This window comes from Streptomyces sp. NPDC089915, assembly GCF_040684675.1.
GTDB lineage: Bacteria > Actinomycetota > Actinomycetes > Streptomycetales > Streptomycetaceae > Streptomyces.
In genome coordinates this window covers 1-23,011 of record NZ_JBFBGN010000078.1, presented here as the reverse complement: position 1 = coordinate 23,011, position 23,011 = coordinate 1, and the positions used below count along the sequence as shown (strand labels likewise).

General features: G+C 74.7%; 17 protein-coding genes and 1 pseudogene. 9 read left to right on the top strand and 9 right to left on the bottom strand.

What is annotated here, in order from left to right:
* Positions 1 to 16: 16 nt before the first annotated feature.
* The 5 genes from AB0O29_RS22515 to AB0O29_RS22495 all read right to left on the bottom strand — a co-directional run bounded on the left by AB0O29_RS22515 (position 17) and on the right by AB0O29_RS22495 (position 5,696).
* Entirely contained in the window at positions 17 to 1,603 is a 1,587-nt protein-coding gene (locus AB0O29_RS22515) for a phospholipase (protein ID WP_365153995.1), read from the bottom strand.
* Positions 1,604 to 1,840: 237 nt separating this feature from the next.
* The gene (locus AB0O29_RS22510) at positions 1,841 to 2,950 is read right to left on the bottom strand and encodes an aryl-sulfate sulfotransferase (protein ID WP_365153993.1); all 1,110 of its coding nucleotides are present in this window, start codon (positions 2,948 to 2,950) and stop codon (positions 1,841 to 1,843) included.
* Between the two features lie 70 nt (positions 2,951 to 3,020).
* Positions 3,021 to 4,028, bottom strand: coding sequence for an NrtA/SsuA/CpmA family ABC transporter substrate-binding protein (locus AB0O29_RS22505; RefSeq protein WP_365153991.1), 1,008 nt, complete (start codon positions 4,026 to 4,028; stop codon positions 3,021 to 3,023).
* 184 nt (positions 4,029 to 4,212) lie between these two features.
* Positions 4,213 to 4,932, bottom strand: coding sequence for an ABC transporter ATP-binding protein (locus AB0O29_RS22500; RefSeq protein WP_365153989.1), 720 nt, complete (start codon positions 4,930 to 4,932; stop codon positions 4,213 to 4,215).
* A complete protein-coding gene (locus tag AB0O29_RS22495; RefSeq protein WP_365153987.1) occupies positions 4,929 to 5,696 on the bottom strand; it encodes an ABC transporter permease subunit in 768 nt (255 codons plus the stop codon). The genes AB0O29_RS22500 and AB0O29_RS22495 overlap by 4 nt, the downstream gene beginning before the upstream one ends.
* Before the next feature lie 141 nt (positions 5,697 to 5,837).
* On the opposite strand from AB0O29_RS22495, the gene AB0O29_RS22490 reads away from it, so the two are divergent.
* Positions 5,838 to 6,416 carry an XRE family transcriptional regulator gene (locus AB0O29_RS22490; protein WP_365153985.1) on the top strand — a complete coding sequence of 193 codons (579 nt, stop codon included), beginning with the start codon at positions 5,838 to 5,840 and terminating at the stop codon, positions 6,414 to 6,416.
* Positions 6,417 to 6,422: 6 nt separating this feature from the next.
* Here AB0O29_RS22490 and AB0O29_RS22485 read toward each other — a convergent pair whose 3' ends face one another.
* Together AB0O29_RS22485 and AB0O29_RS22480 are read right to left on the bottom strand one after the other, a co-directional pair.
* Positions 6,423 to 7,031, bottom strand: a complete 609-nt coding sequence (locus AB0O29_RS22485) for a hypothetical protein (protein ID WP_365153983.1) — start codon at positions 7,029 to 7,031, stop codon at positions 6,423 to 6,425.
* A gap of 23 nt (positions 7,032 to 7,054) precedes the next feature.
* Complete coding sequence (locus AB0O29_RS22480) at positions 7,055 to 10,357, bottom strand: hypothetical protein (RefSeq protein ID WP_365153981.1); 3,303 nt, start codon at positions 10,355 to 10,357, stop codon at positions 7,055 to 7,057.
* A gap of 227 nt (positions 10,358 to 10,584) precedes the next feature.
* Between AB0O29_RS22480 and AB0O29_RS22475 the strand changes: the two genes are divergently transcribed.
* From AB0O29_RS22475 to AB0O29_RS22455, 5 genes are all read left to right on the top strand, one after another.
* On the top strand, positions 10,585 to 11,004 hold the full coding sequence (locus AB0O29_RS22475) for a GntR family transcriptional regulator (protein ID WP_365153980.1): 420 nt from the start codon (positions 10,585 to 10,587) through the stop codon (positions 11,002 to 11,004).
* Positions 11,001 to 11,966 (top strand): ABC transporter ATP-binding protein, encoded by a 966-nt coding sequence (locus AB0O29_RS22470; protein WP_365153978.1) that lies wholly within the window; start codon positions 11,001 to 11,003, stop codon positions 11,964 to 11,966. The genes AB0O29_RS22475 and AB0O29_RS22470 overlap by 4 nt, the downstream gene beginning before the upstream one ends.
* Positions 11,963 to 12,916, top strand: a complete 954-nt coding sequence (locus tag AB0O29_RS22465) for a transporter (RefSeq protein WP_365153976.1) — start codon at positions 11,963 to 11,965, stop codon at positions 12,914 to 12,916. Before AB0O29_RS22470 ends, AB0O29_RS22465 begins: the two co-directional genes overlap by 4 nt.
* A 122-nt stretch (positions 12,917 to 13,038) precedes the next feature.
* Positions 13,039 to 13,815: a class I SAM-dependent methyltransferase gene (locus tag AB0O29_RS22460; RefSeq protein WP_365153974.1), complete on the top strand. Its 777-nt coding sequence runs from the start codon at positions 13,039 to 13,041 to the stop codon at positions 13,813 to 13,815.
* 201 nt (positions 13,816 to 14,016) lie between these two features.
* The gene (locus AB0O29_RS22455; protein WP_365153973.1) at positions 14,017 to 17,271 is read left to right on the top strand and encodes a TIM-barrel domain-containing protein; all 3,255 of its coding nucleotides are present in this window, start codon (positions 14,017 to 14,019) and stop codon (positions 17,269 to 17,271) included.
* Positions 17,272 to 17,418: 147 nt separating this feature from the next.
* On the opposite strand, the gene AB0O29_RS22450 is transcribed toward AB0O29_RS22455, so the two are convergent.
* A complete protein-coding gene (locus AB0O29_RS22450) occupies positions 17,419 to 18,744 on the bottom strand; it encodes an MFS transporter (RefSeq protein WP_365153971.1) in 1,326 nt (441 codons plus the stop codon).
* The gene (locus tag AB0O29_RS22445; protein ID WP_365153969.1) at positions 18,741 to 19,361 is read right to left on the bottom strand and encodes a TetR/AcrR family transcriptional regulator; all 621 of its coding nucleotides are present in this window, start codon (positions 19,359 to 19,361) and stop codon (positions 18,741 to 18,743) included. Before AB0O29_RS22445 ends, AB0O29_RS22450 begins: the two co-directional genes overlap by 4 nt.
* An 86-nt stretch (positions 19,362 to 19,447) precedes the next feature.
* Here AB0O29_RS22445 and AB0O29_RS22440 point away from each other — a divergent pair, with 86 nt between their 5' ends.
* From AB0O29_RS22440 to AB0O29_RS22430, 3 genes and pseudogenes are all read left to right on the top strand, one after another.
* A complete protein-coding gene (locus AB0O29_RS22440) occupies positions 19,448 to 20,362 on the top strand; it encodes an aldo/keto reductase (protein ID WP_365153967.1) in 915 nt (304 codons plus the stop codon).
* Between the two features lie 202 nt (positions 20,363 to 20,564).
* Positions 20,565 to 22,649: a prolyl oligopeptidase family serine peptidase gene (locus tag AB0O29_RS22435; protein ID WP_365153965.1), complete on the top strand. Its 2,085-nt coding sequence runs from the start codon at positions 20,565 to 20,567 to the stop codon at positions 22,647 to 22,649.
* A 100-nt stretch (positions 22,650 to 22,749) separates the two neighbouring features.
* A pseudogene (locus AB0O29_RS22430) lies at positions 22,750 to 23,011 on the top strand (protein phosphatase); the annotation flags it as partial.

Genomic DNA, 23,011 nt, shown 5'->3' with positions numbered 1-23,011 from the left:
GGGAGCACGCGGGCCGTCAGGCCTGGCAGAGGCCGCGCGCGTAGTCGTACGTCGCGGTCGCCTGCGAGTACTTCCACTGCGGCGCCAGCAGCGAGTCCGCGAGCTGGCGCGCGGCGGACGGGCTCTCGACGACGTAGCCGAAGTCCTGGAGCCAGGACGGGTACAGGTTCTTCGAACCGATGTAGAAGGCCGCGTCGTCCACCGAGACCAGCTTGTGGTGCTGGGCGTACGGCTTGCCGTCCGCCCACGCCGGCGCGTCCGCGGCGCGGGCGGTCGCCAGCTGGAGGTTCTGGCACATCGCCGTCTTCGACTTGCGCTCGTCGCCGGTCAGCGCCGTCAGGCGGCCGCGCAGCGCGTCGCTCACCTCGTTCAGGGACTTGATCTGGGAGTAGCCGCCGCTGCCGACCGCGCCGCGGTTGGCCGGGTCGCTGACGACGATCCGCACCTTGACCCCGGCCGCCAGCTTCGCGGCGAGGGTGTCGTAGAGGCGGACGTCGTAGCGGGGCAGCGGCGGGCAGGTCGCGTGGACGTCCTGCTGGGAGATCTCGACGTGGCTGGTCGCGCTCGCGACCAGCGCCCGCAGGGCGCTCTCCTCGGGGTTGACCGTGTCGTAGTCCCGGTCGGCGTTGGTGTAGTCGTGCACCCCGACGCCGCACTTGGTGTCGGACGCCGTCGGCAGGACGGGCTTGAACGCCGAGGCCGGGTCGTTCTGGCGGATGCCCACGCCGAGCCCGCCGACCGCGAGGGCCGGGACGTCGCCGCCGCCGGCCGGGGCGGCGGGCCGCGGGAGGGTGGGCATGCAGTCCGCGCCGCCCGAGGAGGCGAACCAGACGCTGGCCCAGCTGCTCTTGTTGCGGCAGGTCCAGTCCCACAGGGTGTCGAGGTAGCGGCCGGCGGAGCCCGCCGCCGGGCCCGACAGCGCGAGGTCTACGTCGTTCACCGGGTGCGCGGTGTCGAGGTAGTCGTCCTTCCAGCTGTTGATGCCGCCGGTGATGACCGTGCCGCCGTCGACCACCACGAGCTTGGAGTGGTTCCAGGAGAAGCCGGTCTTCGAGGTGGTCATCGAGGCCACGTTGAGGGTGACGTCCGCGGCGGCCGGCCCCAGCTTCGCGATGAGCTCGTCGCGGTAGGAGGACGGGATCACGTTGGCGTGGTAGATCGGCGCGGCGCCGACCAGGACGCGCACCTGGAGGCGGTTGCCCTGCCGCACCGACTCCTTCAGGCCGGCCGTGATCGCGTCCTGGAAGGCCCCGTTGGGGAACGGCGCCAGCGTGGATATGTCCACGCTCTGCTTCGCCTTCGAGATGTCCTCGCGCATCTTGTCGAGCAGCCGGCGCGAGCCCGGCCGGTCGGTGCAGGAGGCGTCGCCCCAGCAGCCGGGCGACTGGAGCAGCCAGTCGGAGCCGCCGGGGGCGGAGGCGCCGAGGCGGTTGCCGGAGGTGCGCTCCCACACCGAGCCCTCCAGGCCCGGCGAGACCTGGCGCACGGCCTGCTCGACGGAGTCCAGGTGCGGGGTGGGGGAGTCGGCGAAGGCCGGGGCGGCGGGCAGGAGGGCGAAGGGGAGCGCGAGCGAGAGGGCCGTCGTGCGGACGGTGCGTGCCAATGTGGTTCCTCGGTCAAGGGGGGTGGCTCGGGCCGGAGGGCACCGGGAGGGAGCCGTTCCGACCTTGATCAACTCGCGCAAGTTACCAGCCCGTAAGGTGCTGTTCATCCACACTGGTCTGCTTCCGGCCACCCCGCCCGGACGCCGTGGACGCCGCACCGGGCGGCGGGCCGCCGCGAGGCGGGACCCGGGTGTCCGGATCCCGCCTTCGGAGCGCCGCCTTCCGGCCCCGGGCCGTCAGAGCCAGGGGAGCTGCTCGGCGGCGTAGCGGTAGGCGCGGAACACCGAGTTCTGCGCGCCGCGCGAGGACTCCAGGCCCGTGCCCTCGCTGAACGAGCCGAACTCCGGGACCACGAACTCCCAGACCACGTCCCCTTCCGGGGTCACCTCGAAGAGCCGGCCGAAGGAGCCCTCCGCGATGAAGGTGTTCCCGTTCGGCAGCCGCTGCGCGCTGGACATGTACGGGCTGTAGAAGTTCTGCGGAGGGTTGTCCTCGTACGACCACACCTCCTCGCCCGTGGCCGGATCCAGCTCCAGCACCCGCGAGTACGGCACCGAAGTCGTGTCCCGATACGTCCCGTTGTCGAACACCAGGATGGTGCCGCCGGGCAGCTCGTGCGGGTGGTGCTGCTGGGCCAGCACGTCCGGGCCGATGCTCCAGCGCACCGAGCCGTCGGCCCGGTCCACGGCCACCGCCGTCGAGGCGCTGCGGAAGCCCACGACGATGCCGCCGTCGGCCAGTTCGTTGACGGTGTTGGCCATCGGCCAGTGCTCACGGGCGAAGTGCCGGTTCAGCGGCACCTGCTCCGGGTCCAGGTGCTCGATCGCCGCCCAGCGCCACACCACCTCCCCGTCCCAGGTCAGCTCGGACACCACGTCCCCGTAGATCACCCCGCCCGCCGCCTCCGAACCGGGGATGCCGCCGCGGATGCGGGCGGCGTCGGCCGGGTCGAGGGGCTCGACGGTGGTGATGAGCAGGTTGCCGTTGCGCAGCACCGAGGCGTCGTGGTGGTGGAGGGGGTGGCGGACCTCGCGCAGCACCGTCGAGTCGGGGGCCAGCTCCTGGAAGATGCCGCCGTGGTAGACGTCCCAGATGGGGAAGAGGCTCGGGCCCGAGGTGTCCTTGGCCGCGTAGAAGAGGTTCCCGTTCGGGAGGAGCTGGGCCTGGCGGCCGGGCGGGTGCGGGGAGTTCCAGGTGTGGGCGGACTTGCCCTCGATGTCCACCAGGTGGATGCGGCCGTCCCCGGCGATCGGGGTGTACAGGGTGTAGCCGCCGTAGCTGCGCGCGGGGTCGTGGGCGCGCAGGCCGGTGCCGCGGCGGCGGAGGGTGTTCTGGTCGACGCTCATGACGTGTTTCCTGCTTCCTTGCTCGTTCTGCTCGTGCTTCTTGTTCTGCTTGTTCTTCTCGTGCGGGGTGTCAGTCGGTGAGGGTGACGGCGGAGGGGTCCGCGGCCCTGAGCGGGCCGGGGCGCAGCCGCTCGCGCAGGGCCTGCCGGTCGGCGGGGCCCGGAAGGGACTGGGCGGCCTTGGCCCAGGCGGCCTCGTCGGCCAGCTGTGCCAGGAGTTCGGGGGACAGCGACGGGCCGTAGGCGTACCGGGGCTGGAAGGCCTCCACGTAGCCGGGCTGGAGCGCCCCCTTGGACTGGGCGACCACCGCCCGGCGGGCGGCGGCCGGATCGGCATCGCCGGCCTGCCGCGCGCGCAGCACCGTACGCAGGACGGCGGTGGCCGCCGCGTCGTCCGCGCCGGGGCCGGCGACGAGCAGGGTGCGGGCGGTGTAGCCGGAGAAGGGGAGTTCGGCGTAGCGGTCGCCGAGGGCGGTGCGGGCGGCCTCGTAGAAGCTGGGGAAGGTCACCCCGGCGTCGACGTCACCCCGGGCGAGGGCGGCGGTGACCTGGTTCGGGGCCAGGTTGACCACCGTCACGTCGGCGGCCGCCAGCCCCGCCGAGGCGAGCATCCGGCTCAGGGCGTACTCGACGTTCGTGCCCTGAGGGACCCCCACCTTGCGGCCCTTGAGCGCGGCGAAGCCGGTGACCTCGCGGTCGGTACGGGTCAGCAGCCGCCAGTCCGAGAACCGGGACAGCTCGGCGACGATCCGCACGTCCCGCCCGCCGAGCGCCGCCGTGACGGCGGGCAGGTCGCCGACGACCCCGAACCGCGCCTGCCCGCCGAGCACGGCGTTCAGCGCGTCCCGCCCGGTCGGCAGGGTGGTCACGGTGGCCTCGACCCCGTCGCCGCCCCACAGCCCCCGCTCCTGCGCGAGGTACACGGGCGCCCCGCCCAGCTGGTCGCTCCCGGCGATGGTGACGCGGTACGGCCGGCCGGAACCCCCGCCTCCGCCGCTGTTGTCGCCCGCACAGGCGGTGGCGAACAGGGACAGGACGGCGGCGAGCAGCACGGCGGCGGCCGCACGGGGTCGGGGCATGGGACGGGGTCCTTTCGGGGCGGGGGAGGGGGAGTCAGGCGCGCGGGGGCGCGCCGCACCCCAACGGGGAGCGGGCTCGCGCCGCGGTACGGGGTGCCGCCGGTGTGGTGCGGGTGGGGGTGGCCCGGGGTCCGGCCGGGGCGGTCGGTTCGTCAGGCTCGGGCAGGCGTCGGGCGGCGTGGGGTCAGGGTGTGGCCAGGTGGGTGGCGATCCGGGTGTGCAGGGTCGGGTCCGGGGGGCCCGGCGGGACCGGGTGGTCGGCCAGGACGCGGCCCGGGGAGCCGCCGAGGACCACCACCCGCTCCGCCAGGGCGAGGGCCTCGTCGATGTCGTGCGTCACGAACAGCACCGTCGTGCCGCTGCGCCGCCACAGCTCCCGCAGCAGCTCCTGCATCCGGGCCCGCGTCAGGGCGTCCAGCGCCCCGAACGGCTCGTCCATCAGCAGGACTTCCGGCCGCGCCGCCAGCGCCCGGGCCAGCGCCACCCGCTGCTGCATCCCGCCCGACAGCTCGGCCGGGTACTTGCGCGCGCCCTCCGCGAGCCCGACCTCCTCCAGCGCGGCCAGTGCCCGCTCCCGGCGCTCCGGGCGCGGCAGCCCGAGCCGCTTCAGCGCGAACTCGACGTTGCCCAGGGCCGTCCGCCACGGGAAGAGCGCGTAGTGCTGGAAGACCACGCCCCGCTCGGGCCCCGGCTCCCGCACCGGCACGGAGCCGGCCGTCACCCGGCCCGCCGTCGGCCGGACGAAGCCGGCCACCGCGTTCAGCACCGTCGACTTGCCGCAGCCGCTGGGCCCCAGCAGGGCGGTGAACGACCCCGCCGGGAACACCAGGTCCGTCGGCTCCAGCACCGGCGCGGCGGACGCGTACCCCACCGACAGCCCCTCCAGCCGTACCTCCAGGCTCATGACGCGCTCCAGTGCACGAAGCGCCGCCCGACGGCGGCCAGGACGAGGTCGGCGGCCACACCGAGCAGTCCGAGGACGATCAGCCCCGCGAACATCCGGTCCACCCGCAGGAACTGGCCGTCCACCTGGAGCCGGTACGCCAGCCCGCTGTCGGCCCCGCCCAGTTCGGCGGCGACCAGTGCCAGCAGCGCCACCGAGGCGCCGTACCGCAGCGCCGCGAGCAGCGCGGGCGCGGCGGCGGGCAGCAGCACCTCGGTGAACCGCCGGTGCAGCGGAGCCCCCAGCGACCGGGCCGCCCGCAGGTGCGAGACCGGCACCCGCGAGACCCCGTCGTGGACGTAGAGCCAGACCGCGAGGGCGACGGCGTACGCGATCAGCAGCCGCTTGGCGCTCTCGCCGATCCCGAACCAGGCCGTCGCCAGCGGTACCAGCGCGATGGCCGGGATCGGGCGGAGGAAGGAGACCACCGGGGTGACGGCCGCCGACAGCCTCGGCAGGTACCCGGTGGCGAACCCGAGCGCGCCGCCGATGACCGCGCCCAGCGCGAAACCCTGGCCCGCCCGGGCCAGGCTCGCGGCGAGGCCGGAGGCCAGGACCCCGCTGCGGACGCCGTCGGCCAGCGCCACCGCGGCGGCGGCCGGGCCGGGCAGCAGACCCGGGGCCACCGCACCGGACCAGGCGGCCAGCGACCAGAGCGCCAGCACGGCACCGGCCGCGCCCAGGGCGGGGACGGCCCGGCCGGCGGGGGATGGGGTGGCTTGCACGGGAGTACTCCTCGGATCGTTCCGACGGCCGTTGATAAGTGAGATCAATAATTGACCACGCTTATGAACGGGCTGTTTCAGCAGTACGAAACCTCCGGCGCCCGCCCGGGCCGCCGAAACCGATGGGGTACGTTCACCAGCGTGTCCCGACCCCGAACCGAACCCACGCCCGAAGCGATCGAGGTCGGCCAGGCGATCCGCGACTGCCGCACGGCACGCCGCGTCTCCATGGCCGTGCTGGCCGCCCGCTCGGGGCTCTCACAGCCCTTCCTCAGCCAGCTGGAACGCGGCCTGGCCACGCCCAGCCTCAGCTCGATCTACCGCATCGCCGAGGCCCTCGACGTGGCCCCCGGCACCTTCCTGCGCCCGCCGGTCCGCCCGGGCGTGATCAGCCACGAGAGCGACCCCCAGGTCATCCAGGTCTCCGAGGCCGCCGGCCAGGTGGCCCGGGTCCTCATCCCGGGCGGCCGCAGCGGCCTGATGGAGGCGTACGAGCACCACTTCGAGCCGGGGCGGGGCGAGCGGGGCTGGTTCGAGCACCCCGGTGAGGACTTCCTCTACGTCCTGGAGGGCGAAGTCGTCCTGGAGGTGCGGGGCGAGGCCCCCCTGACCCTCCGCGCGGGCCAGAGCGCCCACCACCGCGGCGACGTCCCGCACCGCTGCACCCTGCCCGAGGGGGCGTCACCGGCCCGCACGCTGCTGGTCATCGCGAATCCGTAGACGATGTCACGACCCCCCGGAGGGCGCGTCACCGCCCCCGGGGCGCTCGACGGGCTCGCCGTCCAGCACCTCCAGCAGACAGACCTCCTGGAGCAGGCCGCTGCTGAAGCTGAGGAACAGGTGCTCTCCCGCGCCGTCGCGGACCGCGAAGGAGTGGTAGAGGCCCCAGTGGTCGATCTCGCGCAGCACTTCGTACCGCGCGAGCGTCTCGTCCCTCAACCAGGCCCACGGAACCGGCGTCCCCTGGGGGGCCGTCGATCCGGGAGCCCGCACGAACTCCTCCCGCTCCGTGAACCATCCGTGACCGGCGGGGTCGTACTCCACCTCGTACTCGAAGTCCGGCCAGGAGGCGAACCGGTGCCGGTCGACCACCAGATTCCCGCGCCGCGTCCGCCTCCCTTCGATCCGTGCGCCGCTCAGGAGCTCCAGTACGGCGGACAGCCTGCCCTGCCGCTTGTCCGTCAGCTGTTGGTACCGCTTGGTCGCCTGCTCCATCTCCTCGTGCGTGGCGCCCAGACGGGCGAGGGCGGCGTCGACGAACGGCGCCGGCCCCCGTCCGTCCATGCCGCTCAGCAGCCACAGCTCGTGCAGATGTGGATCCTCTGGCGTGTCCATGATTCCTCCGTGATTCCGGGGCCTCAGGAGAGCCGGGTCACGCGCGTGCCGAACGACGGTGTGGCGAGCCGGGTGCCGACCGCCACCGGGACGGTCTTCGCGCCCGGGCCCTCGCCCACCGTCAGCACCGCCACCTCGGTGCCCGACCCGGCCTCGTGCGGCACGGACCTGCCGCCGGCCGTGCCGAGGGTCAGCCGCAGCTTCTGGCCCGGGACGCCGATCACCGAGAGGTCCTTCGTCGCCACGAGCGGGGTCCGGCCGCCGAGGCCGTCGGAGACGTGGCCGACGGTCTGGCCCTTGTGGATCACGGGGGTGGCGGCGAGGGCCTTGCGGACGGTCTCGTTGATCGGGCGGGTGTTGGCGAGCACCAGGGCCAGGCTGTCGGCGCCGTTGACGTCCGGGCCGTCCGCGCGCTGCTCCATCAGCGCGCCGAGGATCAGCGGGGTCTCCTCGCCGATCTGCTTGTCCGCGGCCCACACCAGGGTGCCGCCGGCGGCGGTGCTGGAGCCCGTCTTGATGCCCTTGTTGCCCAGCTCCTTGGCCCAGAGCAGCTTGTTGCTGTTCTCGAGCCCATCGACCACTCCCTTGATCGTCTTGGTCTTCGTCTCCACGACCGCGCGGAACGTCTCGTCCTGCATCGCCGCCTCGGCGAGCTTGAGCTGGTCGACGGCGGTGCTGACGGTGGTGGCGTTCAGACCGCTGGGATCGGTGTACGTGGTGTCCCGCATCCCCAGGTCCCGGGCGGCGCCGTTCATCTTCGCGACGAAGGCCGCCTCGCCGCCGCTTCCGCCGTCCCAACGGGCGAGCAGGCGGGCGATGTTGTTCGCGGACGGCAGCATCACCATCTCGAGCATCTCGCGCTGGCTGAACTTCTGCCCGGCCTTGAGGTACTTGATCCGGGACTCGTCGCCGGAAGCGCTCTCGGCGGCCGCCTGCGCGTCGATCTCGATCTGGGGACCCTGCTCGCCCTTGCGCAGCGGGTGGTCCTTGAGGATGAGGTACGCCGTCATCGCCTTCGCCACGCTGGCCGTCGGGGTCGGCTTCTGCTCGCCGAAGGTGGCGACGTCGCCGGAGCCCGCGATGCGGACGGCGCCCTGGCCCTTGGCGGGCCAGGGGATGGACAGCTGGCCGTCCAGGGTGACGGAACCCTGGGCGGAGACGAGCTGCGCGTCCGGGAGCGGGCGCAGCATCTGGCCCCCCACGACGGCGCCGCCGAGCAGCAGCACGATGGGGGTCCACACCTTGACGCGACGCGTGAGGGTGCGGCGCGGGGTCTCCGTCGCGGGACCGGTGTTGGTCAGCTCGGCGAGCAGGTCGAGGGGCGGGCGGGGGGTCTCACGGGTGGGCTCGATGACCTCCGGCCAGGGGGTGGGCGCGGGCCTGGCGGCGCGGGGGTCCTTGAGTGCGACGAACTCACTGGTGCGCTCGGGGTCGTCCGACCCCGCCACGGCGCGGCAGGCGGCCCCGGCGGCCTTGGACTCCGTCCGGGAGCCCGCCGCCCCGTCGACGCGGGGGCCGTTCGGCGCGGGCCGGGTGGACTCGTCGTCCCGCGCCGGCGTCTGCCGCGAGTTCGGCGCTCCTTCGGGGGCGCGGGCGGTGCCAGCGGCCTTCGGCGCGGGCCGGGTCGGCTGATCGTCCTGGGCCGGCCGGGAGCCCGTGGGCTTGTCGGAGCCGGGGGCGGCGCCGGGGTGCTTCGGTACCGGCTGGGTGGGCTCGTCGTCCCGCGCCGGCGTCTGCCGGGAGCTCGGCGCTCCTTGGGGGGCGCGGGCGGTGTCTGCGGCCTTCGGCGCGGGCCGGGTCGGCTGGTCGTCCTGGGCCGGGGCCCGTCGGGCGCTCGTCGGCTCCTCGGCGGCGGGGGCCGCGTCCTGCGGCTTCCGCCGTGCGGACGTCTCGTCCCCTTCCCCCGGCTGCCGTCCGCCGGGCCCGGCCTTGTCCTCGACCTCGGTACGCCGAGTGTCCGTGCGGCCTTCGCCCGGGGCGCCGTCCTTCTCGGGCCGGTCGTCGGCGTGTGCCCACGAGGGGCGCCGTGCGGGTGTGTCGGTCTTGTCCTGCGGCTCGCCCGCCCCTTCCGGGGCCTCCTCGCCCTGGGCCGCACGCCGGTCCGGGCCCGACGGGCGGGTGTCGTCCCGCTTCGCCCACGAGGGGCGTCGGGCGGCGTCCGGGCCGCCCTCGGCCGTGGCCTTGGGGGCCTTGGCACCGGACTGGTCGCCCCCCTGAGGGGCGGTCTCCTCACTGCGACGGCCAGTGCCCGGGGGTGTGGGCTCGGCCGAGGCCTCCTGCTCCTCGGCTCCGTCCCCGGAGGAGTCCGCGCTTGCGGGCCCGGCACCACCGGGGACGTCCACCGGAACGGCCTTGTCGGCAGGGGTGCGCGCTCCGCCTCCGCCTTCCGCCTCCTGGGAACGGGCGCCGGCGTCCACGGCCCGGGCGTCGCCCCGGCCCCCGCGCTCGGCGCGCCTCCCTGAAGCACCGTCAGCGTCCAGACGCTCCCCGCTGCCCGAGGCCGTCCGAGCACCGGAGCCCGAGTCCGCTTCGCCCGAAGCGCTCCCGGAGGCGGCCCCGGAGCCGGACTCCGTCCGCTCAGACCCCTTCGGGACGCCGGACTCCGTCCGCTCAGGCCCCTTCGGGACGGCGGTGTCGGCCCGCTCCCGCCCGGCGACGTCGTCCGTATCGGCGTGCTCGCGCTCGGCCCGGCCGTCGGTGTGGCCGTGCTTCTGCCCGTCCAGGGCATCGGTGTTGGCGTGTTCCCGCCCGGCGACGTCGCTCGTGCCGGCGTCCTCGCGCTCGGCGAGGGCGTCGGCGTCGGACTGCTCGCGTTCGGTGAGATCGTCGCTGTCGGCGCCCTTTCGCCTGGTCAGGGCATTCGCGTGAGCCTGTCCGCGCTGGGCGGCTGCGTCGGCCTCGGCCCGTTGCCTGGCGAGGTCGCCGGTTTCGGCCTGCCCCCGCTTGGCCACGTCATCGGCGTCGGCCTGCTTCCGCCCGGCGAGGGTGCCGGCGCCCTCCGGCTCGGCGGCGGCGTCGTCGGCCTCGGGCCGCTCGTGTTCGGCGGCGTGGTCCTGCCCCCGCTCGGCGGTGTCAGCACGCTCACGCCCGGCCTCGGCGTCGGCCTGGTCCCGCCCGGTGCGGGCCTCGGCGTCGGTGGCCTCCCGCCCGGTCGGGGGCTCAGTGGCGGACCCCTCCCGACGGGTCGGGGCCTCCGTGTCGGACGCTCCCCGCCCGGCCAGGGCATGGGTGCCCACCCCTCCCCGCCCGGCCAGGGCAAGGGTGTCGGAACCCTCCCGCCCGGCCAGGGCACCCGTTTCGTCGCCCGCCACCGATTCCGCCTTCATCCCCGCCCACCTTGCTGTCCACACCCGGCTCCGCCGGTCTCACCGTCACGTAGAGCGCGCCCCGTTCCGGGCCCGTTGATCACCTAGATGGCTGGTCAGGCCCCCGCGTTCCGTCCTCGGTGCGCTGTGACCGTTCGGTCATACTCCGCCACCCCCGGTTTGACGATCACTCACCTCGTCTGCACTATTCCACTAACACGTTAGTGGAATAGTGCAGGAAGGAGACCATGGAGTTCCGCGTGGACCGGCGCAGCGGCGTCGCGACCTATCTGCAACTCGTCACCCAGGTCAAACAGGCCCTGCGCCTGGGCGTGCTGGAGCCCGGCGACCGGCTGCCGACGGCCCGTGAGGTGGTCGCGGCCACCGCGATCAACCCCAACACCGTCCTCAAGGCGTACCGGGAACTCGAACGCGAGGGCCTCGTCGAACCCCGCCCCGGCGCGGGCACGTTCGTACGGCGCTCGCTCTCCCACCCCCAGGCGGCGGCGGACTCGCCGCTGCGCACCGCCCTCGCCGGATGGGTGGAACGGGCCCGTGAGGCCGGACTGGACCGCGAGGACATCACGGCGCTCGTCGCGGCCGTCGTGGACGACAGCTTCAACCCCTCCGGGCCCGCGCCCGGACAGTCGAGAGAGGACACGGCGTGAACGATCCCCACGAGAACGATCCCCACCACGCGCCGGACGACCCCGCGCCGGCCCTGGCCGCCGCCGGCCTGGGACGGGACTTCCCGGGCCGGCGGGCCCTGCGGGCCTGCGACGTCGAACTGCCCCCGGGCCGGGTCACCGCCCTCGTCGGCCCCAACGGCGCCGGCAAGAGCACCCTGCTCCAGCTAGCGGCCGGCCTGCTGCGCCCCACCGCCGGGCGGATACGGGTCTTCGGCCACGCCCCCGGCACCGCCGAGGCGCGCCGCCGCACCGCCTTCCTCGCCCAGGAGAAACCGCTCCACGCCCGCTTCACCGTCGCCGAGACCCTCCGCCTCGGCCGCGAGCTGAACCCCGGCCAATGGGACCAGGCCGCCGCCGAAAGCCTCGTGCGCGGCGGGGACGTCCCTTTCGACGCGCGGATCGGCTCCCTCTCCGGGGGCAGCCGCACCCGGGTGGCCCTGGCCCTCGTCCTCGGCAAGCGGGCCGACCTGCTGCTCCTCGACGAGCCGCTCGCCGACCTCGACCCGCTCGCCCGCCACGAGGTCATGGGCCTGCTCATGGCCGAGGCGGCCGAACGCGGCACGGGCATCGTGATGTCCACCCACGTGCTCGCCGAACTGGAGGACGTCTGCGACCACGTCCTGCTCCTCACGGGCGGCACCGTCCGCCTGGCCGGTGACGTCCAGGACCTGTGCGCGGGGCACACCCGGCTCACCGGCCGCGCCGACCCGATGGAGCGCGACGGCCTGCCCCGCGACTTCGACCGCGGCACCGTCGTGCACGCCGCCGTCGCCGGCCGGCAGGTCACCGCCCTCGTCCGCGGCGGGCCCGCGGAACCGGACGCCCCCGACGGGCGCTGGATAGCCGAAACCCCCTCCCTGGAAACCCTGTTGCTCGCACACCTCCACACCCCCAAGCCCGACGCCGACGCGGCGGACCCCACGAAGGAGGCCGTCGCGTGAAGGGCGTGCTCTGGCTGGCCTGGCGCCAGCAACGGCCGTTGATCCTCTCGGGCGCCGCCCTGCTGGTGGCCTGCGCGGCCTGGGTGGCGTACCGGCGCTCCGAAATGACGCGGCTGATCGACCAGTACGGCTGGACCCCCTGTCCCGGCTGGAACGGCGGCTGCGAAAGCCTCGCCACCTTCGAGATCCTGCAGGGCAACACCACCGCGATCCGGGTCCTGGGCACCGCCGGCCTCCTCCTGCCCGCCCTCATCGGTGTGTTCTGGGGAGCGCCGCTCATCGGCCGCGAACTGGAGACCGGCACCTTCAAGCTGGCCCTCACCCAGGGCGTCGGCCCCCGCCGCTGGTTCGCGGCCCGCTTCGGCCTCGCGGCGCTCTGCGCCGTCGTCGCCTCGGTGGTCGTCGCCGCCCTCGTCGCCTGGTGGTGGCTGCCCATCGCCAACACCCTCGACGGCCTGTACTGGCACGACGCCCCCGTGTACAACGCCACCGGCCCCGCCCCCGTGGCCTGCGCCCTCTTCGGCCTGGCCGCGGGAACCCTGGCGGGCCTGCTGGTGCCCCGCGTGCTGCCGGCCATGGCGGCGGCCCTCACGGCCATCGGCACGGCCATGGTGTTCGCCACCTACTTCCGCAGGAGCTGGATCGACCCGGAGACCCGGATCACCCCGGGCATGACCCCCAAGCGGCCCGTCGGCAGCGCCTGGTCCACGGGCGAGTTCGGCTACCTCACCCCCGACGGCCGCGAGCACTCCATCAACACCGTCTGCCAGACCTCCGGCGAGGAGCTCCGCCAGTGCATGGCGGAACACGGGTTCGTCGCCCGCTACCACAAGGTCTATCCCAGCGGCGACTTCTGGACCTTCCAGTGGATCGACTCCGCCCTCTACCTCGGGGCCGCCGCCGCACTCGTGGGCCTGACCCTGCTCGTCCTGCGCCGCCGCACCGCCTGACCGGCGCGGGCCCCCGGCGCAGGAACACCGTCCCACACCCCACCCGCCCCGTACGCCCCGCGAACCGCACGCACACACGCATACACGCACCGTACGACCGAGCACCCCAGGGGAGACCCCTCATGGCCACCAGGAAGAACCTCACCGCCGACCGCGCCAGCGTCGGCCACAAGGTCCGCTACGCGCTGAGCAACCCGACCCGCATCGCCCCGTACGTACGCCGCGCCGCCCGCGACGGCTGGCTGCGCTTCAAGCACCCCGACCACGTGGGCTACTACCGCGCGGTCATGGCCTCCGACACCGGCCGCAACCCGGAGGCCGCCGTCGGCAGCCAGACCCACGACCGCTGGCTGGCCCTGGGCAAGATGCAGTTCGACTACCTCGCGGGCCACGGCCTGTCCCCGCGCCACCGCATGCTCGACATCGGCTGCGGGAACCTGCGCGCGGGCTGGAGGTTCATCGAGCACCTCGACGCGGGCCACTACTACGGCATCGACATCTCGCCCGACATCCTCATAGCCGCCAAGCGGACCCTGTCCGGGCGCGGGCTCCAGGACAAGCTGCCGTACCTCACGATCACCCAGGACCTCACCCTGGACTTCCTGCCCGACCGCCACTTCGACGTGGTCCACGCGCACAGCGTGTTCTCCCACTCGCCGATCGGGATCATCGACGAGTGCCTGGCCCACGTGGAGCGGGTGCTCGCGCCCGGCGGCTGGTTCGACTTCACCTTCGACCGCACCGAGGGCGCCGAACACCAGGTGCTGCGGGAGGACTTCTACTACCGCACCGAGACCCTCGTGGCCCTCGCGGCCCGGCACGGGCTGAAGGCCCGGTTCATGGACGACTGGGAGACCCTCGGCCACGGCCAGTCCAAGATCCGCGTCAGCGCCGGCTGACCGGCCCGAGGCCGTGCCCTGTCCGGGGAGGGGCAAACGCTCATTCCCGGACAGGGCTTCCGCCGCTCGGAATCTGCTCGAAGCTGCGTGCTCGCACAGCACTTCGAGCAAGTTCCTTCACCAACCCCGCCGGGATCGCTATCTTTCCGGGTGCATGCCAAAGCGCTTGTCCGCCATCCGGACCGCACGAGGAGCTGCCCGATGAGTCAGACGCGTCCGCCGAGCACGACGAGACCGACCACGAGGCACGACCACCCCCGCACCCGGCACGACCCCCCGCGCCCCCGCGCCCGCGCCCGCAGCCGGCTCGCGGCCCTGCTCGCCGGCGTCCTCGCCGTCGCCGGCCTCGCGGCGGCCGGACCGGCCACGGCCCGCGCGGCCGCCGCCCCGGCGGCCCCGTCCTCCACCGCGGGCTCCGCCACCGGCCTGTCCCAGTCGGGCGGCACCTTCACCGTGAGCACCACCAGCGGGGCCAAGGCCCGCGTCACCGTCGCCCGCGCCGACATCTTCCGGCTCTGGCTGTCCCCGGACGGCTCCTTCACCGACGACCCGGCCGGCACCGACCTCGCCCCCACCACCGACTTCGGCCCCGTGGCGGCGAGTTACACCGACGCGGGCACCTACTACCGGATCAGCACCGGCTCCCTCTCCATCCACGTCACCAAGTCGCCCCTGATGTTCTCCGTCTACCGGGCCGACGACTCCACCCCCGTCTGGCAGGAGACCCAGCCCACCAAGTGGGGCGGCGGCAAGACCGTCCAGACCCTGGCGCGCGGCGCCGACGAGCAGTTCTACGGCACCGGTCTGCGCCTGGGCGAATGGGCGCTGCGCGACAAGACCGTCCCCGTGGCCGTCGACAACAAGTGGCGCGAGAACGACAACGCGAGCCCGGCCCCCTTCTACATGTCCACCAACGACTACGGCGTCATGCGCAACACCTGGGCCCCCGGCTCGTACGCCTTCAACGCCCCCACCACCCTCACCCACGACGAGAACCGGTTCGACGCCTGGTACTTCACGGGCGGCTCCCTCAAATCCGTCCTCGACGCCTACACCGACGTCAGCGGAAAGCCGTTCATGGCGCCCCAGTGGGGCTTCGAACTCGGCAACGCCGACTGCTTCAACGCCTCGAACCCCGACTACCAGGGCGACCACGGCCGGCTGCGCCACCAGACCACCCCCGACGTGGCCGGGTACGCCTCCGACGCCCGCGCCGCGGACATGCCCTCGGGCTGGTTCCTGCCCAACGACGGCTACGGCTGCGGTTACACCGCGCCCCTGAAGTCCACCGTCGACGCCCTGAAGGCCAAGGGATTCCAGACCGGCCTGTGGACCTCCACCGGCCTCGGCTCCATCGCCGACGAGGTCGCCACCGCCGGCTCTCGCGGGGTCAAGACCGACGTGGCGTGGATCGGCGGCGGCTACAAGACCGCCTTCCAGGGCGTCCAGCAGGCCGTCGACGGCATCGAGAAGAACTCGGACGCCCGCCGCTACGTCTGGACCGTCGACGGCTGGGCCGGAACCCAGCGCAACGCCGTCGTCTGGACCGGTGACACGTACGGCACCTGGGACGACATGCGCTGGCACGTCCCCGCCATCGCGGGCGCCGGGCTGTCCGGCCTCAACTACGCCTCCGGCGACGTCGACGGGATCTTCGGCGGCAGCCCCAAGACGTACGCCCGCGACCTCCAGTGGAAGGCGTTCACCCCCGCCTTCATGACCATGTCCGGCTGGGGCGCCGTCAACCCGTCCGCCGGCTACCAGGACAAGCAGCCCTGGCGCTTCGCCGAGCCGTACCTCTCCATCAACCGCAAGTACCTCCAGCTGAAGATGCGGCTGATGCCCTACCTGTACACGATGAGCCGCGTCGCCCACGACACCGGCGTCCCCAGCACGCGCGCCATGGTCCTGGAGTACCCCGATGACCCGGTGGCCCGGGGCAACCTCACCAGCGGCCAGTTCATGGCCGGCGACTCCTTCCTCGTCGCGCCCGTCGTCTCCGACACCTCCGTGCGCGACGGCATCTACCTGCCCGCGGGGACCTGGACGGACTACTGGACGGGCAAGACGTACGCGGGCCCCGGCTGGCTGAACGGCTACCGGGCGCCCCTCGACACCCTGCCGCTCTTCGTCAAGGGCGGCGCCGTCGTCCCGATGTGGCCGCAGATGAACTACGGCGGCGAGAAGCCCGTCTCCACCCTCACCTACGACATCCACCCGCGCGGCGCCTCCTCCTTCAGCCTGTACGAGGACGACGGCCGCACCCGCGCCTACGCCACGGGCGCATACGCCCGCCAGCAGGTCGACGTCACCGCCCCGGCGAGCGGCTCCGGCACCGTCACCGTCAACGTCGGCGCTCCCCAGGGGAGTTACGCCGGAAAGCCCGCCTCGCGCGGCTACGAGCTCACCCTCCACGTGGCCACCGCCCCCACCGCCCTCACGGCGGACGGCGCGGCACTGCCCCGCCTGGCGGACAAGAGCGCCTACGACTCCGCCGCCACCGGCTGGTTCTTCGACCCGGCCGACCGGGGCGGCGTCCTGTGGGTCAAGACCGGTACGAAGGCGGGCGCCTTCAGCGTCACCGCCACCGGGACCTCCGTCCCCGCGGCCGACCCGATCCCCGTCACCTCGTCCCCCGTCCCCTCCGCCGGCTGGAGCCTGGTCTCCGCCGACAGCCAGGAGACCGCCGCCGAGAACGGCGCCGCCGTCAACGCCTTCGACGGCGACCCCGCGACCCTCTGGCACACCGCCTGGTCCTCGAACAAGCCCGCCGCCCTTCCGCACGAGATCCGCATCGACCTCGGCGCCCGCTACACCGTCGACGGCCTCGGCTACCTGCCCCGCCAGGACGGCGGCGTCAACGGCCGGATCGGCGGCTACGAGGTCTACGTCTCCGACACCACCACCGACTGGGGCACCCCGGCCGCCACCGGCACCTTCGCCGACACCGCCGCCGCCAAATCCGTCACCCTCGCCCCCCGCACCGGCCGCTACCTGCGGCTGAGAGCCCTGACCGAGGCGGGCGGCCGCGGCCCCTGGACCAGCGCCGCCGAGATCACCCTCACCGGCCGGCCCACGCCCCTGCCCGCCGACGCCACCCTCGTCAACGCGGCCTCCGCGAGCTGCGCCGACCTGCCGCACAGCGCCACCGCCCCCGGCACCGCCCCCACCCTCTATTCCTGCCACGGCGGCCCCAACCAGCGCTGGACCCTCCAGGGCGACGGCCGCCTCACCGGCCTGGGCGGCGTCTGCCTGGACGCCGCCGACCCGGCGCGGGTCACCGTCCAGCCCTGCGCGGGCACCCCCGCCCAGACCTGGCAGCCCGGCCCGGACGGCAGCCTCCGCACGGCGGGCCAGTGCCTGACCCCGTCCGGCAACGGCACGGCCAACGGCACCACCCTCACCCGCACCCCTTGCACGGGCGCCACGACCCAACGCTGGACCCTCACCCCCTGACCCCCCACGCCCCACGGTTCCGGCCCGGCACCCCACACCGGGCCGGAACCGCACCTCCCGTCCCGCCCGAGCCCGTCCCGCCCGAGCCCGTCCCGCCCGGGCCCGCCCCGGGCCGCGGTCGCCGGACCCGGCTCGGCCGGGCGTCGGCTATTCGGCCGCCGCACCGGCGGCCCCGCGTCCCGGGAGCAGTCGGGCCGCCGCCAGGCCCAGGCCCGCCAGGAGGGCCAGTACCGTGAGCGGCCGTCCGGCGGGGGCCGTTCCCGCCGCCCCGGCCCCCGCCGCGGCCGCAATGCCGAGCGAGGGACCGACGTTCATCGCCGTCTGCTTGAGCCCGCCCACCACCCCCGCGAACCCGGGCGGAGCGTCGCCCACCACCGTCCCGGTCGCCGTGACCATCACCGCGGCGAACCCGGCCCCGAGCAGCCCGAACGCCACCCCGCCGGCCGTGTCCAGCCCCGCGATGCCGAGGACCACCAGCCCGGTCCCGGCGAGCGCCGTCCGCCGTGCCCCGTACCGGCGCAGCGCGGCCGCCGCCACCGGCGCCCCGGCGACCATCAGCGCGGTCAGCGGCAGCACCCGCAGCCCCGTCTCCAGCGGACCCAGCCCCCGTACGTCCTGGAGCAGGAAGGTGGCGGTGAACAGCGCCCCGAACATCCCGGCGGAGACCGCCAGCAGCAGTGCCATCGAGGCCGCCACCGGCCGCGACCGGGCCACCTCGGCCGGCACCAGCGGCTGCCGCGCCCGCCGTTCGCCCCGGACGAAGAGTGCCCCCAGCCCGGCGGCGGCCCCGAGCCCCAGCAGCGTCCGCGGCGCGGCCCACCCGTACGCCGGTACGCCGGCCAACGCGTGCACCAGGCCCGCCAGGGCCAGCGCGAGCAGGGCCGGACCCGCCGCCCCCAGCCGGGCCGGCCCGGCCGGGGGCGGCGCGGGCACCCGTACGGCGAGTGCGAGCGCGGCGACGGCCAGCGCGGCCGGGACGTTCAGCACGAACACCGACCGCCAGCCGAACCCCGCCACCAGCACCCCGCCCAGCAGCGGCCCCGCCGCCGCGGCCACCCCGATCGCGGCGGTCCGCACCGCCACCGGCCTGCCCAGCAGCTCCGGCGGGTAAGCCAGCCGCAGCAGGGCGAGCGTGGCCGGCTGCGCCAGGGCTCCGAACATCCCCTGGACCGCGCGCAGCCCGATCACCCAGCCGACTCCGGGCGCCAGCGCGATCCCCGCCGACGCCGCCGCGAAGCCGAGCACCCCGGTCGCCAGGAGACGGGTGTGCCCGTACCGGTCCCCGAGACGGCCCGCGAGGACCAGGAAGGCGGCGACGGTGAGCAGGTAGGCGGTGCTCGTCCACTGGACCTCGGCCACGCCCGCCCCGAGGTCCCGGCGCAGCGCGGGCTGCACCACCATCAGCACCGTGCCGTCGAGGGCGACCAGCGCCGCCCCGCCCACGCTCGCCAGGAGCGCGAGCCGCCGCCTCACGCCGGCTCCGGGCCGAGGTGGGCGTCCAGGGCGGCCGCCACCAGGCGGTCCACGTCCACCCGCCCGTCATCCTCCCCGAGGGCCAGCGGCAGGCTGCCCCAGGCCCACAGCTGGGCCACCCCGTGCAGATTGGCCCACAGCGCGGCGGCCGTCACCCCGGGCGCCGCCGCCCCGCACCGGCCGACCAGGGCGGTCAGCAGCTCGAACAGCGGCCGCGTCGACTCCCGCAGCCGGGGACCGGCCTCCGCCGGGTCCTGGCCGGTGCCGTCCAGCAGGTCGTGGCGGAACATCAGCTCGAACATCCCGCGCCGCTCCAGCGCGTAGCCCACGTACGCCCGCCCCAGCGCCCGCACCTGCTCACGCGGCCGGGACTGCCCGGCGATCGCCACCACGAACCTGGCGGAGAGCTCCTCGAACCCGCGCCGGGCGACCGCCGACAGCAGGGACCGGTGGGTGGGGAAGTACCGGCGGGGCGCCCCGTGCGACACCCCGGCGCGGCGTGCGATCTCCCGCAGTCCCAGCGCTCCCGGCCCCTCGGCCGCGAGCAGTTCCACCCCGGCGTCGACCAGCCGCTCGCGCAGCGTCGTTCCCGGCCCCTCTTCCCCCAACGGTTCCATGCGCACTGTTTACCAGCCGGTAGTAGACAGTGTCTACTCGACGGAACGCCTGGTGCGCGAGGCGCGCGGCGGGAGATCATCCCCGGATGACCACAGAAACGATCACCGCCGCCGCCTCGGGCACCTGGACCCTGGGGGACATGAAGGTCAACCGCATCGGCTTCGGCGCCATGCGCGTGCCCCAGGACGGACCCGCCCTGCGGGCCGACTCCGTGCCCGGCGACCGCGACCGCGCCGTCGCCGTGCTGCGCCGCGCCGTCGAACTCGGCGTCAACCACATCGACACCGCCGCCTTCTACTTCTCCCCGCTGCGCTCCGCCAACGAGCTGATCAACCGCGCCCTCGGCGGCCCCTACCCGGACGACCTGGTCATCGCCACCAAGGTCGGCCCCCGCCGCGACGCCTCGGGGGAGTGGGCCGCACACGCCCGCACCCCGAGCGAGCTGCGCGGCCAGGTCGAGGAGAACCTCCGCCAGCTCGGCCGCGACCACCTCGACCTGGTCAACCTGCGCGTCGTCGGCACCGACTCGCTCGCCGAGCGCTTCGGCGCCCTCGCCGAACTCCGCGAAGCCGGCCTCATCCGCCACCTCGGCGTCTCCAACGTCAGGCCGGAGCAGCTCGCGGAGGCCCGGGCCATCGCCCCCGTCGTGTGCGTGCAGAACCGGTACGGCATCGGCACGGGCGCCGGGCAGGACGAGTTCGTCCGCTCCTGCGGCGAGCAGGGCATCGCCTTCGTGCCCTTCTACTCCATCGCCGCCGCCCGGGGCGAGGACGGCGCCGGCGGCGCGGAGAGCGAGGTGCTGGAGTCCGTCGCCCGGGCCCACGGGGCGAGCACCGCCCAGGTCCGCCTCGCCTGGACCCTGCACCGCGGCCCCCACGTCCTGGCCATCCCCGGCACCGGCAACCCCGCCCACCTCGACGCCAACGTGGCCGCCGGCGCCCTCCGCCTGACCGGGGACGACCTGGCCCGCCTGGAGACCCTCCACCACACCGAGGTGTAGGCCGTCTCTTCCGGATCTTGCCTGGCCCGCGCCGCCCGGCACCGCACCTCGCCGCCTTGGCGGGGCACCAAGTACGTCCAGTACGGCGGCGCCCCGCCAAGGCGCCGATGCACGGCACCGGACGACGCGGGCCTGACCGGCAAGATCCGGAAGAGACGGCCTAGCCGCCCGTGCCCGTGCCGCCGTCCGGCACAATCGGCGGATGAGCCACGAAGCCCCCCGCGACCCCGCGCCCGGTTCCCCCGCAGACGACCCCTACCTCTGGCTGGAGGACGTGACCGGCGAGGCCGCCCTCGACTGGGTGCGGGAGCGCAACGCGGAGACCGTCGCGGCGCTGACCCCTGACCCCGCGTTCAAGGTGCTGGAGCGCGAGGTGCGGGAGGTGCTCGACGACGACGGCCGGATCCCGTACGTGGTCCGGCGCGGCCGCCACCTCTACAACTTCTGGCAGGATGCCGACCGGCTGCGCGGCATCTGGCGCCGCACCGGCCTGGAGGAGTACCGCACCGAGCGGCCGGAGTGGGAGACCGTCCTCGACCTCGACGCGCTCGCCGAGGCCGAGGGCGAGCCGTGGGCCTGGGCCGGCAGCCGCGTCCTGGCCCCGGACCACCGCCACGCCCTCGTCATGCTCTCCCGGGACGGCGCCGACGCCTGCGTGGTGCGCGAGTTCGACCTGGAGACGCTCCGGTTCGTCGAGGACGGGTTCACCGTCGACGAGGCCAAGACCCGGGCCGGCTGGATCGACGACGACCACCTCTGGATCGGCACCGACTTCGGCCCCGGCTCCATGTCCCCCTCCGGCTACCCCCTCCAGGTCCGCCGGTGGCGCCGCGGCACCCCCCTGCACGAGGCCGAAACCGTCTACGAGGGCCGCCCCGCCGACCTGTCCGCATCCGGCTGGCGCGACCACACCCCCGGCTTCGAACGGGACTTCGTCCTCCGCTCCATCGACTTCTGGAACCAGGAGTTGTTCCTCCTCCCCGGAACCCCCGGAACCCCCGGAACCGCAGGAGCCGCCGCCCGGCCCGAGAAGATCGACGTACCGGACGACGCGATCGCCGGCGTCCACCGCGACTGGCTCCTCGTCAACCCCCGCTCGCCCTGGCTCGGACACCCCGCCGGCAGCCTCCTCGCCTTCGGCTTCGACGCCTACCGGGCCGGCGACCGCACCCCGCAGGTCCTGTTCACCCCCGACGAGCGCACCGCCCTCGCCGGCTACGACTGGACCCGCAACCACCTCATCCTGCGCACCCGCGCCGACGTCTCCTCCCGCCTGGAGCTCCTCACCCCCGGCCCGGACGGCTGGACCCGCGCCCCCCTGGCCGGCGTACCCCCGCTGTCGACGGCCACGGTGACCGGCACCGACCCCGACGGGAGCGACGAGTACTTCCTCGACGTCACCGGCCACCTCCAGCCCTCCACCCTCTACCGGGGCGAGGCCGGCACCGGCGGCGGCGAGACGCTCAAGCAGGCCCCCGCCCTCTTCGACACCGACGGCCTCACCGTCAGCCAGTACTTCGCCACCTCACCCGACGGCACCCGGGTGCCCTACTTCGTCATCGGCCCCGAGGACCGCCCCGGCCCCGGCCCCGCCCTGCTCTACGGCTACGGCGGCTTCGAGGTCTCGATGGTCCCGTACTACAGCGCCGTCACCGGCCGCGCCTGGCTCGCGCGCGGCGGGACGTACGTGGTCGCCGGCATCCGGGGCGGGCGCGAGTACGGGCCCGCCTGGCACCAGGCCGCCCTCGGTGCGAACCGGGTCCGGGCCTACGAGGACTTCGCCGCCGTCGCCCGCGACCTCACCGCCCGAGGCATCACCACCCCCGCCCAGCTCGGCATCGAGGGCGGCAGCAACGGCGGCCTCCTGATGGGCGCGATGCTCACCCGCGAGCCCGGACTCTTCGGCGCGGTCGTCGCCCACGTCCCCCTCCTCGACATGCTCCGCTTCCACAAGCTCCTCGCCGGAGCCAGCTGGACCGCCGAGTACGGCGACCCCGACGACCCCGCCGACCGGCCGCACCTGGAGGCCCTCTCCCCGTACCACCGCATCCGCGCCGACGGCCCCCCGTACCCGCCGCTGCTCCTGCTCACCTCCACCCGCGACGACCGAGTCCACCCCGGCCACGCCCGCAAGGCGGCCGCCCGGCTGCGCGAGTTCGGGCACCCCGTGCTCTTCCACGAACACCTGGGCGGCGGCCACTCCGGGGCCACCGACCACCAGCAGACCGCCTTCAACGAGGCACTGGTGCACACCTTCCTCTGGGAGCGCCTGGCCCCGCCGCGGTGACCGACCGGCGCGCTGCCCCGCCCGCCGCGCCCGGGCTGGTGGAATGGGACGGCCGACGGCCCGCACCGGGCCGCCGGCCGGGCCCGGGAGCGGAGGACACGTGTCGGATCGCGACGGGCACCCCACCGGCCCGGCCCCGCACCGGGCGCCGTCGCCGGCCGAGATGCTGGAGGCGATCGGCACCGGCGACGACGAGGCCACGACCTGCCGGGAACTCGCCGCCTTCCTCCTCCGTACCCCGTGCGACGCCGCCGCCGTCGACCTGACCGTCGACGGCCGCACCGAGCGCGTCGCCTCGGCCGGTACCGTCGGCCTGCTCCGCGCCCCCGCACCGCCCCCGGCGCCGGGCGGGCGGCCCGGCG

Excerpts from the sequence above, each read along its gene's own strand:
- AB0O29_RS22440 (WP_365153967.1), top strand. The coding sequence starts at position 19,448 with ATGACCACAGAAACGATCACCGCCGCCGCCTCGGGCACCTGGACCCTG.
- AB0O29_RS22455 (WP_365153973.1), top strand. The coding sequence starts at position 14,017 with ATGAGTCAGACGCGTCCGCCGAGCACGACGAGACCGACCACGAGGCAC.
- AB0O29_RS22445 (WP_365153969.1), bottom strand. The coding sequence starts at position 19,361 with ATGGAACCGTTGGGGGAAGAGGGGCCGGGAACGACGCTGCGCGAGCGG.
- AB0O29_RS22505 (WP_365153991.1), bottom strand. The coding sequence starts at position 4,028 with ATGCCCCGACCCCGTGCGGCCGCCGCCGTGCTGCTCGCCGCCGTCCTG.
- AB0O29_RS22485 (WP_365153983.1), bottom strand. The coding sequence starts at position 7,031 with ATGGACACGCCAGAGGATCCACATCTGCACGAGCTGTGGCTGCTGAGC.
- AB0O29_RS22510 (WP_365153993.1), bottom strand. The coding sequence starts at position 2,950 with ATGAGCGTCGACCAGAACACCCTCCGCCGCCGCGGCACCGGCCTGCGC.
- AB0O29_RS22500 (WP_365153989.1), bottom strand. The coding sequence starts at position 4,932 with ATGAGCCTGGAGGTACGGCTGGAGGGGCTGTCGGTGGGGTACGCGTCC.
- AB0O29_RS22435 (WP_365153965.1), top strand. The coding sequence starts at position 20,565 with ATGAGCCACGAAGCCCCCCGCGACCCCGCGCCCGGTTCCCCCGCAGAC.
- AB0O29_RS22475 (WP_365153980.1), top strand. The coding sequence starts at position 10,585 with ATGGAGTTCCGCGTGGACCGGCGCAGCGGCGTCGCGACCTATCTGCAA.
- AB0O29_RS22460 (WP_365153974.1), top strand. The coding sequence starts at position 13,039 with ATGGCCACCAGGAAGAACCTCACCGCCGACCGCGCCAGCGTCGGCCAC.
- AB0O29_RS22480 (WP_365153981.1), bottom strand. The coding sequence starts at position 10,357 with ATGAAGGCGGAATCGGTGGCGGGCGACGAAACGGGTGCCCTGGCCGGG.